Raw genomic sequence first — 12,833 nt, forward strand, 5'->3', positions numbered from 1 at the left:
ATCTAAGGCTGTCTGCAATAAAAAAATCCCCGCTATGCCGTAAATCTTTACAGTTTGAGCCCCAAGTAATAAGTGGGTATCCGGGTCACTAGGCCGAAGCCTAATGCTCACCTTTGATTCCCATAATTGAAGCTGTCGGTTCAAACTTGTAAGACAATACCAACACCGCAGGGATAAATAATAAAAACAGGCTAAACCGTCAAAACCTTATCTAAGACTTTGATCAATTCATCTGCTTTTTTATCCATTATACCCGAAGCATTCTCTTTTGAGTTCTTCAGGCGTAAATATTCATCTGCAATATTAAGAGCTGCTAAAATAGCTAATTTTTGCGTGTCTACGATGCCGGTATCCTGCTGGGCTTCAACGATTTTGCTTTCAACATATTCTGCCACTGAATAAATAAAAAGTTCATCCCCCGGGGACGTCTCGACTTCATAAGTCCTTCCTAAAATATTCACTGGCACTTTATTCATTTACGGTTTTCCTTTATTGTGGTTTTATAGAATTAAATTTTTTGATTATCTTTTCAATACGGCCTGCTATTGTTTTTCTTTCTTCCAATAGTTTGTCGTTATTTGAGATCAGCTGCTTTGTCCGTTTGTTTTCCTCCTCAAGAAATTTTAGTTCTGTTTGCAGTTTTTGGTTCTCTTCGCTAACCTTTAAAAGCCGTTCTGCTACCTGGTTTATTTTTTTTTCAAGAGTTTTAATGCTGTCCATTTATTATAATTCTATAATAAACTCCACGTGATGTCAAGAGTAATTTATGCGGATTTTATTTATCCCTGCCTTTATCTTTATCTACCCTTCTTTTTATTCATCAAAAACTTTCGCGACAACGTACTTCTTCGGAGATACTTCAATAAGGTCGCCGTTCTTTATCCACTGTTTATACCTGGCAAGATCGAGCATCATGAGCGCTTCCCTTTCTTCAGGGTCTCTTTGTCTTCTTTTTGCCCCACGCTTTCTTCCAAGCATCGCCGGTACTTTAAAAAATATGTCTTTTTTTGTTTTTATAAAGTCATCAAAGTTCATCTTTCTCATTTTATTATCTCTGCTTTTAACCTTGATAAAGCCAGGTCCGTTTTCTCTTCTTTTGACCTCTTATTAATGTAATCCCAATCAATTTTATCATAACTGATAAGTATTAGTTCTTTCACCCAGTTTGCTTCATCCGTAGAATTCCAATGTACATACGCATTAAGGCGGTCTATTATCAAATCTTCCACTCCAAGGATATAGGCTTTTAATCCTTCTATCTCAATTTCTAAGAGATGTTCGCTTTCCCCTTTTGTTAAGCGTGAACCTGGCGCTTCTATATACACATCCAGCTCTTTATTTATCCAATGCCTGCCTTCCCTGGTAAATCCGAAACCTTTAAGGACTTTATCGAGCAGTTTATTGTCGGAAAAGACCAGGTCTATATCTCCGGTGCTATATCCGCCGACCGTATAAAATTCTACTGCAAACCCGCCTACAATTACGGGCTTAAGCTCATATTTTTCAAGCTCTTTAGTGAGGATAGCGGTTATAAATAAATGTTTTTTTAGTTTGTCTTTTATCTTGCCTGCTTTTAAAAGGAGTTTTTGGATATCTGTTTGTTCGGAAAGTGTACTGTTATTTGATTGGTTTTGAGGTGCCGTAAGATATTGAGATATCCATCTGTCTATCTCTGATTTAACAAAACGGTACTGTCCCCCAATCTTTTTAAAGGGTATTTCATTGTTTTTGAGAAGTTTGTATACTTTTTTTGTACTAAATTTAAGATATTTTGCTATTTCTTTTACATCTAATATCTCTGTGTTCATGCTATATAGATAGCATAATATAGTAGAATTGTCAAGACATCTTTAGAATATATTAGACTATATTAGAATTCATTAGCATCAATCAAAGGATAGAAATTAACGGTTCTCTATAAAATACTTTAACTTGATAATTCCCCGTAGTTTGCTACGGGGTTACCTTGCAGGTCATTGCGATCCCGCAAAGCGGGAGAAGCAATCTCTAAAAATGTTGTTGCAACGTCGAGATCGCCACGGCCACCTGCGGTGGCCTCGCGATGACAAGCCATTGATACCGCCCAGCTTGCTGGGCGGAGATTCATTAAGGTCATCCGGCAAAAATAACGAACAGCACGATGATTATTATCACTATGAACAGCACCGCCAAAAAACCGATTATCGATACCACACTAAGAGTGTCGTCAGCTGCTTCAAGCGTAGCATCGATCACTTCCGGGGCAGCTTCTATTGCTGCTTTTAGGATTACCGTGATTTCTTCGAATATTGACTTTATGACAACTTTGCCTGCGAAATTTCCTTCCCACCATTTTTCAAATTCTTCGAAACTCTTATGCAGCCTGCTCTCAGTTTCTTTTCTTGCTTCTTTTGCCCACCGTTTTACTTTCTCTTCACTGTAATGTTTTTTAAATGTTTCTGAAGGCGAATATTTCTGTAGAGGAGCAGAACGGCTATCCAGCACTTCATCGTATATCCGCTTCTTATTCTCATTGCTTAATATATCATATGCCTGTGTAATTAAAATTGATTTTTCGTGAGCATCTAAAGACCTATTCCGGTCAGGATGCCATTTTAGCATCATCTTTCTATACGCACGTTTTATGGCATCAAAAGACGAAGCTCTTTCTATATTCAGTACTTTATAGTAATTAACAAAATCGTTCATTCCGTTTTTTGCCATAAATAAGGCTCGTGTTAAAGGGTTTAGTTATAGAAGTTCTTTCGGGAAGATGTTGTCTAGTCCTAAGATACAGGCCGGGTCTAAGGTTCTTTTTAAAATTGCCATCTCTTTCATGCCTGAGCTGCCAACCATCTTTTCAAGGAATATGTGTTTTAGCTTTCCTATGCCATGCTCAGCCGATACAGTGCCTCCGAGCTTAAGAGCCCGTTCAACAAGCTCCAGATATATCTTTCGGCTCCTGTCCTGGTCTTCCTGAGTAGTGGGCAGAAAATTGGAATGCAGGTGGCTTTCGCCTATGTGGCCGAATAGCATATGCGGTATTTTTGAGCTCTCCAGCTTTTCTTTGTAAAAAAGAAGCATTTCTTTTATCCTGTCCTGCGGGACAGCTATATCAGTGCCAGTCTTTGGCAATTTATTTTTTCTTACTATTTCGTTCACTTTCTCTGGGAGGCTGTACCTGAAATCCCTGAACCCTTCCTGGTCCCTGGCTGATGTTGCAAACCATGCTTTATCTTCAGGAGCTTTGTATTTGCCAAGCAGTTTTACCCACTGTTCAAGGTTTTTATTTTCATTCAAGCCGGAAGAGATGTGCTGCTCAAAGAAAATAGCGGCTTTTGCGAATTCCGGGATATTCGGGTAATCGTTTTTTAAAAGCTCAAGTGAGTTATGGTCAAAATATTCCAAAGACAGTATCCCGGGAACGGATGTTTTTGCTTCAGAAACCAGGTCCCAGGAAAACTCTTCGGCAGGAAAAAAGATTATGCCTGAGAACGTTTTATCTATCAAAGGTTTAAGCAGTACCTCGACTTCCGTTATAATGCCCAGAGTCCCTTCATGGCCTATGAACAGGTCTATCAGGTCCATGCCCGGACGGTTAAAATACCCGGCTGCATTTTTAATGTCCGGCAAAACATATTTCGGCAGGTGTATAGTTAAGTCATTCTTTGATAATTTAATATTAAGTATTCCTGATGTGCCGGCAAAGTTTTTGCCGCGTTCTATATTTAAGAACTCGCCGTTAGAGAGGATTATTTTTAATCTTTTTATATAGTTGCGGGTAGGGCCGTACCTGAAGCCTCTTGAACCGGAAGCGTTCGTGGAAACATTGCCGCCTATAAATGAGTTCTGCTCCGTAGGGTCAGGGCAGTACATCAGGTTCCTTTCTTTTGCTGCTTCTTTAAGCTCTTTTACCGTAACTCCGGCCCCAACAACTGCAGATGAGTCCCTGATTTCAAAGATCCTGTTCAATCTTTCAAGTGAAAGGACCACGCCGCCAAACGGTACCCTTCCCCCTGTAACTCCAGTCCCTGCACCAGACACGGTGACCGGAGTATTTTTTTTACCTGCTTCAGCGATAAAATCAGATATCTCTTTTTCGTTTTCGGGTATGTAAACGCTTTCTGCGTAGCCGCCGGTAAGCCCTGACTGGTCTTCAAAATAGGATTGTATGGTGTCTTTGTCTGTTTTTATAAGCATTATGAATATATAGACAGAGATTAGGTTCTCAGAGAAATGTTCAAGTTTTTCTTTAAGGTTTCAAGGATTAGGTTTATTGCTGAATTTATCTCATTTTCTGCCAAAGTATGGTCTTGGTGCTGGAACTTAAAATGAATGGAATAGCTTATTTTATTGTTTTCCAGTTCGTATCTTGAGAACAGGTCAATGTGCTTGAATATAGCCTTAAGGCCTTCGGAATTATTTACGAGCTCCATGATATCGTCTTTTATGTCCTTAAAAGCTATATTACTGCCTGCTACAAGAGCCAGGTCTCTTTTTACCTCAGGAAACCTCTTTAAAGGTTCATACCTGGATGTTTTATGGTCCCACTTAAGGTCATCCAGATACAGTTCCGCATAAGCGATCTCTTTTTCAAACTCCATAGTAAATTTAGGATGTATAATTCCGTAATGCCCGGCTGCGGCATTGTTAACGGAAATTTCAGAGTTTTTACCCGGATGAAAATAAGCCGGAATATTTCCTGGACCCTGGACGGCCACAAGCCCCTCTCCTTTAAGTATGTTTTCCATCACTCCGGCGATTATAGTTACATCGATCTTCGGGGATATTATTTTAGTGTCTTCGAACTTCCACCATTCCGGCAGGATATCTCCGTAGGCAAGTATTCCCAGAACCCTTTTCTCACCGTCTTTTGTGAATATATTTCCGGTTTCGAATATTCTTATTGTTTTATATCCTTGAGACAGGTTGAGTTTCAGGTTAGCTAAAAGCCCAGGAAGAAGGTTTGTCCGTAATGATTCATTTTCTTTTGAAATGGGGTTTGCCACAGATTCCACCGGCTGCATCTCATATTCTTTGAGCTGGGTCTCGCTTGTAAAAGTGTTGTTCATTACCTCGCAGAAACCAAGGGAAACGAGCCTGTCTCTTAAGCTATTCTCAGCGGGTTTGTATCTTTCCCCCTCGTTTATGTCCGGGTTTAATGCAAGTACTGTAGTAGGTATCTTGTCGTAGCCGTACATCCTTGCAACTTCTTCTATAAGGTCGGCTTCCTGGGTGATGTCCTGCCGCCACGAGGGTATTTCAGTTATGAATTTATTACCGTTTTCTACGGGTTTTAAGTTTAGGTTTGTAAATATCTCAAACATCTCATTATTAGATATATCAGTGCCAAGGAGTTTGTTCGCCCGCTCCGGCCGCAGCTCAACTTTGTTGAATACGTACGGTTGTGCGATATCATCTTTCAGAGCTTCTGCTTTGCCGCCTGCTATCTCCTGTATCAGTTCAACCGCGCGTTTTGAAGCAAGTTCAGCCATCTCCCACGAACAGCCGCGTTCGAACCTGTAGGAAGAATCAGTGGATATATTCAATTTTTTTGAGGTCTTTCTTACACTTGCGGCATAAAATACCGCGCTTTCAAGCAGGATATCAGTGGTTTTTTGAGTAACACCTGAATGTTCGCCGCCCATAACCCCTGCGATGGCCTGAGGTTTTTTTGCATCGCAGATCACAAGGACAGTGTCATCAAGTGCATATTCGCGGCCGTCCAGGGCAAGTATCTTTTCCCCGTTTCCAGCGCGTCTTACGATTATTTCTTTTCCTTCAAGAAGGTTTAAGTCAAAGGCATGCAGAGGGTGGCCTATTTCAAGCATCAGATAGTTAGTTATATCGACTATATTGTTTATGGGCCTTATCCCGCATTTTTCAAGGCGACTTTTTATCCTGTCCGGAGAGGGGCCTACTTTGACGCCCGATATCCTGTATCCTATATATCTGGGGCAAAGGTCCTTATCTATAACGGTTATTTTTACATCGCCTGGGAGTTCATTTATTTTAGGTTCATGTATTTTTATATTTTTCTTGAAATATGAGGCAAGTTCCCGGGCTATCCCAAGGTGGTTTAAGCAGTCCGGACGGCTTGTCGTGGTCTCAACTTCAAGCATCGTGTCATTGTCATCGTTCAAGGCATTTTCAAGAGGAATGCCGATCTTCGTATCTGGCGGCAGTACCATTATCCCTGAAGTATCTTCTTTTATCCCAAGCTCTTTTTGGGAGCATATCATGCCTTGAGATTCTACGCCCCTTATCTTTCTTGGTTCTATCTTAAACCCTCCTGGCAGCTCAGCGCCGAGCTGTGCCAGGGCTATAGTCTGGTCTTTTGCCACATTGGGTGCGCCGCATACGATCGAATAGGTGTTTGTCCCATCCGCAACCGTACACAGGGTAAGTTTATCTGCGTTCGGATGCTTGTTTATTTCAACTACCTTTGCGGTTATGACCTTTGTCCAATTACAGGGTTTAGACAGCACTGTAGTTTCAAATCCCCGGAACAATAGGATATCCGCTATTTCTTCCGGAGACCGGTCAAATTCAACAAATTCCTTGAGCCAATTTAATGATATTTTCATATTTTTAACTTTCAGGCTTCAGGTAGCAACTGTCAGCGACATCTAAAACCATTTTTTTAACTGATGCCTGACGCCTGCTTAGAATTGTTTTAAAAAACTTAAGTTGTTCTCGTAAAAAAGCCTTATATCTTCTATGCCGTACTTGAACATTGACAGCCGTTCTATTCCAAGGCCGAATGCAAAACCCGTATACTTTTCCGGGTCAAGCTTTACGGCTTTAAAAACATTGGGGTGTACCATGCCGCAGCCGAGCATTTCAAGCCAGCCGGAGTTCTTGCATACCCTGCAGCCTTTGCCTTTACAGATGGTGCATTGAATATCAACTTCTGCGGACGGTTCCGTGAATTGGAAATGGGACGGTCTGAACCTTAAATTGACATTTGAACCGAAATACCTGTGGATAAAATATGTTAAGCTTCCCTTCAGGTCCGAAAAAGTTATCTTCTTGTCTACTGCGAGCCCTTCTATCTGGTGAAATACGGCCGAATGGGTCGCGTCCGTTGCTTCATTCCGAAATACCCGGCCGGGCGCGATGATCTTTAAAGGAGGTTTCTGTTTTTCCATAACGTGTATTTGAACAGGAGATGTGTGTGTCCTCAAAAGGAGTTTTTCATTATTCGGGCCGTTGTCCTTTAGAAAGAAAGTATCCTGGACATCCCTTGCAGGGTGGTCTTGGGGAATATTTAAAGCCTCAAAATTGAACCATTCGGTTTCGATCTCAGGTCCTTTTTCTATTTTGAAGCCTATCTCTTCGAAAATCTGGGATATTTCATTTAATGTTTGCCTTAAAGGATGGTAGTGCCCGGTCTCGAAAGGGTATGGGGGCAGGCTTGTATCGACTTTTTCTTTTTCTATTTTTTCCGATATTTTATTTTTTTGTATGTCTTTGACTTTTGTTTCGATAAGGGATTCAAGTTCAACTTTGGCAAGATTCGCATTTTTGCCGACTTCTTTTTTCTCTTCTACAGGCATGCCTGAAAGGCTCTTAAGTATATCTGTAAGGGTGCCTTTCCTTCCCAGAACGCCGATCCTGATGGCTTCTATATCGTCAAGGGTCGATGCCCGGGATATTTTGTCAAGGCAATCTTTTTTTAGCTGGTCTAATTTCTCTTTTATATCCATCAAAATAGTAAATTTGAATAAGGTGTCATTCCTGCGGAAGCAGGAATCTATAGTTTCTTTCTCTGCTGGATTCCCGATTACAGCACTCGGGAATGACTAACAGGCAAAAAACGGAGTTTTTCAATTATTGTCCGGCTGAGCTTGCTGTACACCCTGGCTGTTCTTTGCTATTTCAGCAAGCTGTTTAAAAGCATTGGTGTCGCTTATGGCTATTTCGGCAAGCATTTTTCTGTCAATAGCGATATTAGCTTTTTTTAGGCCGGAAATAAAACGGCTGTAACTCAAACCATGCTCTCTAGCCGCGGCATTAAGCCTTGTTATCCAGATACCTCTGAAAATCCCTTTTTTGTCTTTTCTTCCCACATAGGCATGCCTTAGGGATTTTTCGATCTGCTGTATAGTAATTCTCCAGCGGTTTTTCTTTGTCGCATAGTAACCTTTTGCCATGCGAAAAAATTTCTTTTTTCTCTGTCTTGTATAGACAACACTTTTTGCCCTCATTTTATTAACTCCTTGTTTAGTTAGGAGTTCATAGTTATTGGTTCGTAGTGAAAGATTTTCTACTCCGAACTCCAAACTCCGAACTCTACACTGTTGTTACGCGTACGGTATCAGTTTCTTTATCATCTTTGAATCTGTTTTATTAAGGATATTCATTTTACGCAGGTTTCTGCCGTGAGCCGGAGCCATGCCGGTCAAAAGATGGCGCAGCCCCTGTTTTTTGTGCTTTACTTTTCCGGTTTTACTTACAAAAAAACGTTTTTTAGCACCGCTATGCGATTTGATTTTTGGCATTAATAGCCTCCTCAATTGAATAATTGCAAATTGAGACCGTTGAAAAACCTATTAAGCTGTCATTCCTGCGAAAGCAGGAATCTATATTTTCCGTAAATACTGGATTCCCGATAACGGCACTCGGGAATGACAAAAGAGCAAAAAACGTGGTTTTTCAACAATCTCAAATTGACAAAGTTAGTCCCGCCATGGCGGCGGGACTAACTACTAATTGATTATTTTGCAATGAAAGTTATTGATCTTAAGATTCTTTTGTCGGCATTTCTTTTGGAGAAGGTATTTTCTTCTCTGCCGGAATATCCTTCGGAGTTGGAATATCCTTTGAAGCCGGGATCTCTTTAGAAGCAGGGACTTCCTTAGGATCCGGAGCTTCTTTCGGTTTTTTAACCGTAGTTTTTAAAACATCTTTCTTCGGCACGAAATTTAAAAAGAGCCTTGTTCCAAAAAAAGTCGGCCTGCCTTCAAGCTCACCGATATCAGATAGGTTTGCTTTGACTTTTTCTGCCAGGACCTGACCGAGTTCCCTGTGGGTATTTTCCCTTCCTTTAAACATTATAGCTACACGGACTTTATCATGTTCAAGCAGGAACTCACGGATATGGTTTAATTTTACTTCAAGGTCGTGCTGGCCAATCGCCGGCCTTATCCTTATTTCCTTGAGATGGCCGCCTTTTTGTTTTTTACGTGCTTCTTTTTCCTTTTTGTTGTGTTCATATCTCAGCTTTGAATAGCTGATTATCTTGCATACAGGGGGCGTGGCTGCGGGTGAGATTTCCACCAGGTCCTTCCCTCTTTCCTTTGCCAGTGCAAGAGCTTCATTGGTCGGTTTTACTCCGAGCTGGGAACCATCTTCGTCAATAAGCCTTACTTGTGGGACCTTGATTTGATAATTGATACGGTATCTTATGTCTACGGCAACCTCCCTTTGTTACCTGTTTTTGGTAACAACAAAAAAATAAGGACGGCAAATGCCATCCCTAAATTTTTGAAATAAATATATTATTATAGATTATTTTATTCATTAACCTTTTTCCCTTATCAGGTGAAGGTGAGCGGGATAGCTTCTTTATGGGTAAAATATAGCAAAATCGCCGTTTATTGTCAAGCGTTCCAGAACTTTGAAACTTCTTCATTTATCAGGTTAATAAAATCCCCGGGTTTCATTGAGCCTAAGTCTTTTCCTTCTTTTGTCCTTACGGCGATAGTTTCGCCTTCTTTTTCTTTGTCGCCTATAACGGCCATGTAAGGAACTTTTGCAAGGGCGGCTTCTCTTATTTTAAATCCTATTTTTTCGTTCCTTAAGTCAAAATCTGCTCTGATGCCGGTTTTCGTGAATCTTTCAAGCAGTTTAAGCCCGTACTCTTCCTGTTTTTCGGTTATATTCATTATCTGCACCTGTACGGGAGCCAGAAACACAGGAAAAGCTCCTCCATAGTGTTCCACCAGCACCCCGAAAAACCGCTCAAGTGAACCCATCAAAGCTCTGTGTATCATATACGGCCGGACTTTCTTGCCGGACTGGTCGATATATGTCAGGTCGAACCTTTCTGGTTCGTTAAAATCAAATTGTATAGTAGAACACTGCCATTCGCGGTTTAGAGCGTCTTTAACCTTAATGTCTATCTTTGGCCCGTAAAATGCGCCGCCGCCTTCGTCGATAGAGCAGGTGAGGTTCTCGGCTTTTACCGCCTCCTGCAAGGCCTTTGTGGCATCTTCCCACAGGACCGGGTCGCCCACGGATTTTTCTTTTGGTTTTGTAGCGACATAAATATTGAATTCCTTAAACCCGAACGCATTTAGGATATTCAGGCAGAACCTTATAACTTTCCTTATCTCATCCGGCATCTGGTCCGGCCGGCATATTATATGGGCGTCGTCCTGGGTAAATCCCCTTACGCGCATAAGCCCGTGAAGAACACCGCTTTTTTCGTACCTGTACACTGTTCCCAGTTCAGCCCAGCGCAGTGGCAGGTCCCTGTAAGAATACAGAGCGCTCTTATAAATCATAAGATGGAACGGGCAGTTCATTGGTTTTGCATAATAATTGTTTTCATCGATCTTCATGGGTGAGTACATGAATTCTTTATAGAAATCAAGGTGCCCGCTTGTTTCCCATAGATTGCCAAGCCCTATGTGAGGTGTAAACACCATCTCATAGCCGTTCTCAATATGTTTTTTTCTCCAGAAATCTTCGATTATCATGCGAATCCGCGCTCCTTTAGGGTGCCAGAGCACAAGCCCGGGCCCCACCTCTTCATTTATCGAGAAAAGGTCGAGTTCACGCCCAAGTTTTCTGTGGTCGCGTTTTTTAGCTTCTTCAAGCCTGTTAAGGTGAGCTTCCAGCTCCTCTTTTGTAGGAAAAACCGTGCCGTATATCCTCTGTAGCTGTTCCCTTTTTTCGTCCCCTCTCCAGTAAGCGCCTGCAATGGACAATAGTTTGAAGTGTTTGAGTTTAGAAGAATATTTTACATGAGGCCCGCGGCAGAGGTCTATGAAATCGCCTGTCTGGTAAAAAGTGACTTTGTCGTCAGGAATTGCTTCTATAAGTTCGACTTTATATTTCTCGTTACGTTCCTTAAAAAAAGCCAGCGCCTCTTCCTTTGTCTTTTCGCTGCGCAGGAAAGGAAGGTTTCCTTTTGCAATCTCTTTCATCTTGGCTTCTATTTTTTCAAGGTCTTCAGGGACAAAAGGCTGGGGCCTGTCAAAATCATAGTAAAACCCGTCTTCAATGGACGGCCCTATGGCAACCTTCGTTTCCGGGAAAAGATTTACCACCGCCGCCGCCATCAAGTGCGCTGTCGAATGCCGAAGCATGTCTAAATCAGCCTGCTCAATAGTTTTTTCGTTCATTTTATTTTGATTCCAAATATTTCAAGATGGTTTTATAAACTGTGTCAGAAAATTTGTAGAATTTCCTAACTTTTTCTTTTGACGGTTTGCCTTCTGGAAGTAGGCCTAAATCAGAAGGATATCTTGTGTCAATATACGTTTCATTTAGCATTTTTAGGTGGTCTTCATTTATCTTAGTTTTTATTTTGCTTTTTATGATATCGTATAATCGTATTAAATTATGTATCCTTGGAATGTCCTGGCTATTTTCTTCTATTACAGCTTTAAAGCACTTTTCAACGCATTGTTCGCAATGGAATGCTGCAATATTCGTTAAGTGGTCGTCTTTTAACATAAGTTCGCAGCTCTAAGGTCGTCCTTAGCATATTTTAGCCATTCCTCAGCTAACTTTTTCATATAAAACCTTTCCATTTTTCATTATTTCCCTTGCAAACGAACTCTTCAGCTCTATAAATTTTTTGTATTCGTCTTTGGAGTAGACCAAAAGATCAATAGGCATTTTTTTGCTAAATTCCAAGATAGAGTTTCGAACCAAAATCTTTTTTTTAAGCCTTTGGTTATAATTCTTAGCTATGCCGTTTGTATTTAGAACTATTAATAAATCAATATCGCTGTCTTTTCTTACCATACCCGTCGCATATGAACCAAATAATATTATTTTATAAGGTTCAACTTTTTTTATGGATTTAACAATATCATTAAAATAAAGATTTAAGGTTTGTTTCATAGCTTGTTTTTGGTAACTGTTTACTGGTCATTGTTCACTGTAAAAACTGCCCGATACAGGACTCGAACCTGTGACCTCTCCCATGTCAAGGGAACGCTCTAACCAACTGGGCTAACCGGGCGGCATAACAGTGAACAATTAACAATGAGCAATTATCAGTGAAAAATCTAACAATTAACAATTTGTCAACGTACAAATAGCAATTAGCAATAATCAACGAACATCTTACAATTAACGATAAAGCAAAAATAAATTATCTGTTAAGTCTTGTTGTCTTAAGTATTGAAAAGAGTATTTTTGCTAACTCATCTGCATTAGCATGTAGTTCTTTATAACTGTCTAAATCCAGGAGTTTTGTGTCTTTCAGTAAAGACAGCCAGTATTTTGTTTCAAGGCATTCTTTATACGCAATAGACATTTTTGCTGAAAAATCTTGCTTTGAAATAGCTCCGTTTGCTTCAGAAACATTCGCTCCTATAGATGTGCCGCTTCTTAGCAGTTGCTTAGACAAAGTATACTCTTGTTGTTTTTTGTTAATACCTTCACAAATTATCACGATTTTCACTGCAAAATCATACGCCTTATTATACAAAACATTCTTTTCATTAATCATATAAATAATGTAGCTCTTTGTTGTTTTATAAGCCGTTTATTGTTAAGTGCTAATTGTTCACTGATTATTGTAAATGGAGGTGCGGGCCGGACTTGAACCGGCGAATAAAGGTTTTGCAGACCTCTCCCTTAGCCACTTGGGTACCGCACCATAATTCACG

Annotated in this window: 15 protein-coding genes, 2 tRNA genes and 1 other RNA gene; all 18 read right to left on the bottom strand. The window is 40.6% G+C overall.

Going from position 1 to position 12,833, the window contains the following annotated elements; all coding sequences use genetic code 11:
• Nucleotides 1-22 precede the first annotated feature (22 nt).
• A non-coding RNA gene (ssrS, locus tag LHV68_01420) (6S RNA) lies at nucleotides 23-177 on the bottom strand.
• A gap of 14 nt (nucleotides 178-191) precedes the next feature.
• On the bottom strand, nucleotides 192-476 hold the full coding sequence (locus LHV68_01425; GenBank protein MCB4790525.1) for a cell division protein ZapA: 285 nt from the start codon (nucleotides 474-476) through the stop codon (nucleotides 192-194).
• A 13-nt stretch (nucleotides 477-489) separates the two neighbouring features.
• The gene (locus tag LHV68_01430; GenBank protein ID MCB4790526.1) at nucleotides 490-720 is read right to left on the bottom strand and encodes a hypothetical protein; all 231 of its coding nucleotides are present in this window, start codon (nucleotides 718-720) and stop codon (nucleotides 490-492) included.
• Between the two features lie 93 nt (nucleotides 721-813).
• Entirely contained in the window at nucleotides 814-1,044 is a 231-nt protein-coding gene (locus LHV68_01435) for a hypothetical protein (protein ID MCB4790527.1), read from the bottom strand.
• On the bottom strand, nucleotides 1,041-1,808 hold the full coding sequence (locus tag LHV68_01440) for a helix-turn-helix domain-containing protein (protein MCB4790528.1): 768 nt from the start codon (nucleotides 1,806-1,808) through the stop codon (nucleotides 1,041-1,043). The genes LHV68_01435 and LHV68_01440 overlap by 4 nt, the downstream gene beginning before the upstream one ends.
• 304 nt (nucleotides 1,809-2,112) lie before the next feature.
• Nucleotides 2,113-2,703 (bottom strand): DnaJ domain-containing protein, encoded by a 591-nt coding sequence (locus LHV68_01445; protein MCB4790529.1) that lies wholly within the window; start codon nucleotides 2,701-2,703, stop codon nucleotides 2,113-2,115.
• Between the two features lie 27 nt (nucleotides 2,704-2,730).
• Nucleotides 2,731-4,179: an FAD-binding oxidoreductase gene (locus tag LHV68_01450; GenBank protein ID MCB4790530.1), complete on the bottom strand. Its 1,449-nt coding sequence runs from the start codon at nucleotides 4,177-4,179 to the stop codon at nucleotides 2,731-2,733.
• Nucleotides 4,180-4,199: 20 nt separating this feature from the next.
• A complete protein-coding gene (gene pheT / locus LHV68_01455; GenBank protein MCB4790531.1) occupies nucleotides 4,200-6,566 on the bottom strand; it encodes a phenylalanine--tRNA ligase subunit beta in 2,367 nt (788 codons plus the stop codon).
• Between the two features lie 78 nt (nucleotides 6,567-6,644).
• Entirely contained in the window at nucleotides 6,645-7,688 is a 1,044-nt protein-coding gene (pheS, locus tag LHV68_01460) for a phenylalanine--tRNA ligase subunit alpha (protein ID MCB4790532.1), read from the bottom strand.
• A gap of 120 nt (nucleotides 7,689-7,808) precedes the next feature.
• On the bottom strand, nucleotides 7,809-8,189 hold the full coding sequence (gene rplT, locus LHV68_01465) for a 50S ribosomal protein L20 (GenBank protein MCB4790533.1): 381 nt from the start codon (nucleotides 8,187-8,189) through the stop codon (nucleotides 7,809-7,811).
• Nucleotides 8,190-8,285: 96 nt separating this feature from the next.
• Nucleotides 8,286-8,483, bottom strand: a complete 198-nt coding sequence (rpmI, locus tag LHV68_01470; protein ID MCB4790534.1) for a 50S ribosomal protein L35 — start codon at nucleotides 8,481-8,483, stop codon at nucleotides 8,286-8,288.
• Nucleotides 8,484-8,724: 241 nt separating this feature from the next.
• Nucleotides 8,725-9,390: a translation initiation factor IF-3 gene (infC, locus tag LHV68_01475; GenBank protein MCB4790535.1), complete on the bottom strand. Its 666-nt coding sequence runs from the start codon at nucleotides 9,388-9,390 to the stop codon at nucleotides 8,725-8,727.
• A 194-nt stretch (nucleotides 9,391-9,584) separates the two neighbouring features.
• On the bottom strand, nucleotides 9,585-11,333 hold the full coding sequence (gene thrS / locus LHV68_01480) for a threonine--tRNA ligase (GenBank protein MCB4790536.1): 1,749 nt from the start codon (nucleotides 11,331-11,333) through the stop codon (nucleotides 9,585-9,587).
• Between the two features lies 1 nt (nucleotide 11,334).
• Nucleotides 11,335-11,667 (bottom strand): HEPN domain-containing protein, encoded by a 333-nt coding sequence (locus tag LHV68_01485; GenBank protein ID MCB4790537.1) that lies wholly within the window; start codon nucleotides 11,665-11,667, stop codon nucleotides 11,335-11,337.
• A 45-nt stretch (nucleotides 11,668-11,712) separates the two neighbouring features.
• Entirely contained in the window at nucleotides 11,713-12,060 is a 348-nt protein-coding gene (locus tag LHV68_01490) for a nucleotidyltransferase domain-containing protein (GenBank protein ID MCB4790538.1), read from the bottom strand.
• Between the two features lie 47 nt (nucleotides 12,061-12,107).
• Nucleotides 12,108-12,181 (bottom strand) — tRNA-Val (locus LHV68_01495).
• Nucleotides 12,182-12,313: 132 nt separating this feature from the next.
• On the bottom strand, nucleotides 12,314-12,673 hold the full coding sequence (locus tag LHV68_01500; GenBank protein ID MCB4790539.1) for a four helix bundle protein: 360 nt from the start codon (nucleotides 12,671-12,673) through the stop codon (nucleotides 12,314-12,316).
• A gap of 74 nt (nucleotides 12,674-12,747) precedes the next feature.
• A tRNA-Cys gene (locus tag LHV68_01505) sits at nucleotides 12,748-12,823 on the bottom strand.
• Nucleotides 12,824-12,833: the final 10 nt, after the last annotated feature.

Source organism: Candidatus Liberimonas magnetica, from assembly GCA_020523885.1.
GTDB lineage: Bacteria > Elusimicrobiota > Endomicrobiia > Endomicrobiales > JAFGIL01 > Liberimonas > Liberimonas magnetica.

Excerpts from the sequence above, each read along its gene's own strand:
- LHV68_01425 (MCB4790525.1), bottom strand. The coding sequence starts at position 476 with ATGAATAAAGTGCCAGTGAATATTTTAGGAAGGACTTATGAAGTCGAG.
- LHV68_01430 (MCB4790526.1), bottom strand. The coding sequence starts at position 720 with ATGGACAGCATTAAAACTCTTGAAAAAAAAATAAACCAGGTAGCAGAA.
- LHV68_01435 (MCB4790527.1), bottom strand. The coding sequence starts at position 1,044 with ATGAGAAAGATGAACTTTGATGACTTTATAAAAACAAAAAAAGACATA.
- LHV68_01440 (MCB4790528.1), bottom strand. The coding sequence starts at position 1,808 with ATGAACACAGAGATATTAGATGTAAAAGAAATAGCAAAATATCTTAAA.
- LHV68_01445 (MCB4790529.1), bottom strand. The coding sequence starts at position 2,703 with ATGGCAAAAAACGGAATGAACGATTTTGTTAATTACTATAAAGTACTG.
- LHV68_01450 (MCB4790530.1), bottom strand. The coding sequence starts at position 4,179 with ATGCTTATAAAAACAGACAAAGACACCATACAATCCTATTTTGAAGAC.
- pheT (MCB4790531.1), bottom strand. The coding sequence starts at position 6,566 with ATGAAAATATCATTAAATTGGCTCAAGGAATTTGTTGAATTTGACCGG.
- pheS (MCB4790532.1), bottom strand. The coding sequence starts at position 7,688 with ATGGATATAAAAGAGAAATTAGACCAGCTAAAAAAAGATTGCCTTGAC.
- rplT (MCB4790533.1), bottom strand. The coding sequence starts at position 8,189 with ATGAGGGCAAAAAGTGTTGTCTATACAAGACAGAGAAAAAAGAAATTT.
- rpmI (MCB4790534.1), bottom strand. The coding sequence starts at position 8,483 with ATGCCAAAAATCAAATCGCATAGCGGTGCTAAAAAACGTTTTTTTGTA.
- thrS (MCB4790536.1), bottom strand. The coding sequence starts at position 11,333 with ATGAACGAAAAAACTATTGAGCAGGCTGATTTAGACATGCTTCGGCAT.
- LHV68_01485 (MCB4790537.1), bottom strand. The coding sequence starts at position 11,667 with ATGTTAAAAGACGACCACTTAACGAATATTGCAGCATTCCATTGCGAA.
- LHV68_01490 (MCB4790538.1), bottom strand. The coding sequence starts at position 12,060 with ATGAAACAAACCTTAAATCTTTATTTTAATGATATTGTTAAATCCATA.
- LHV68_01500 (MCB4790539.1), bottom strand. The coding sequence starts at position 12,673 with ATGATTAATGAAAAGAATGTTTTGTATAATAAGGCGTATGATTTTGCA.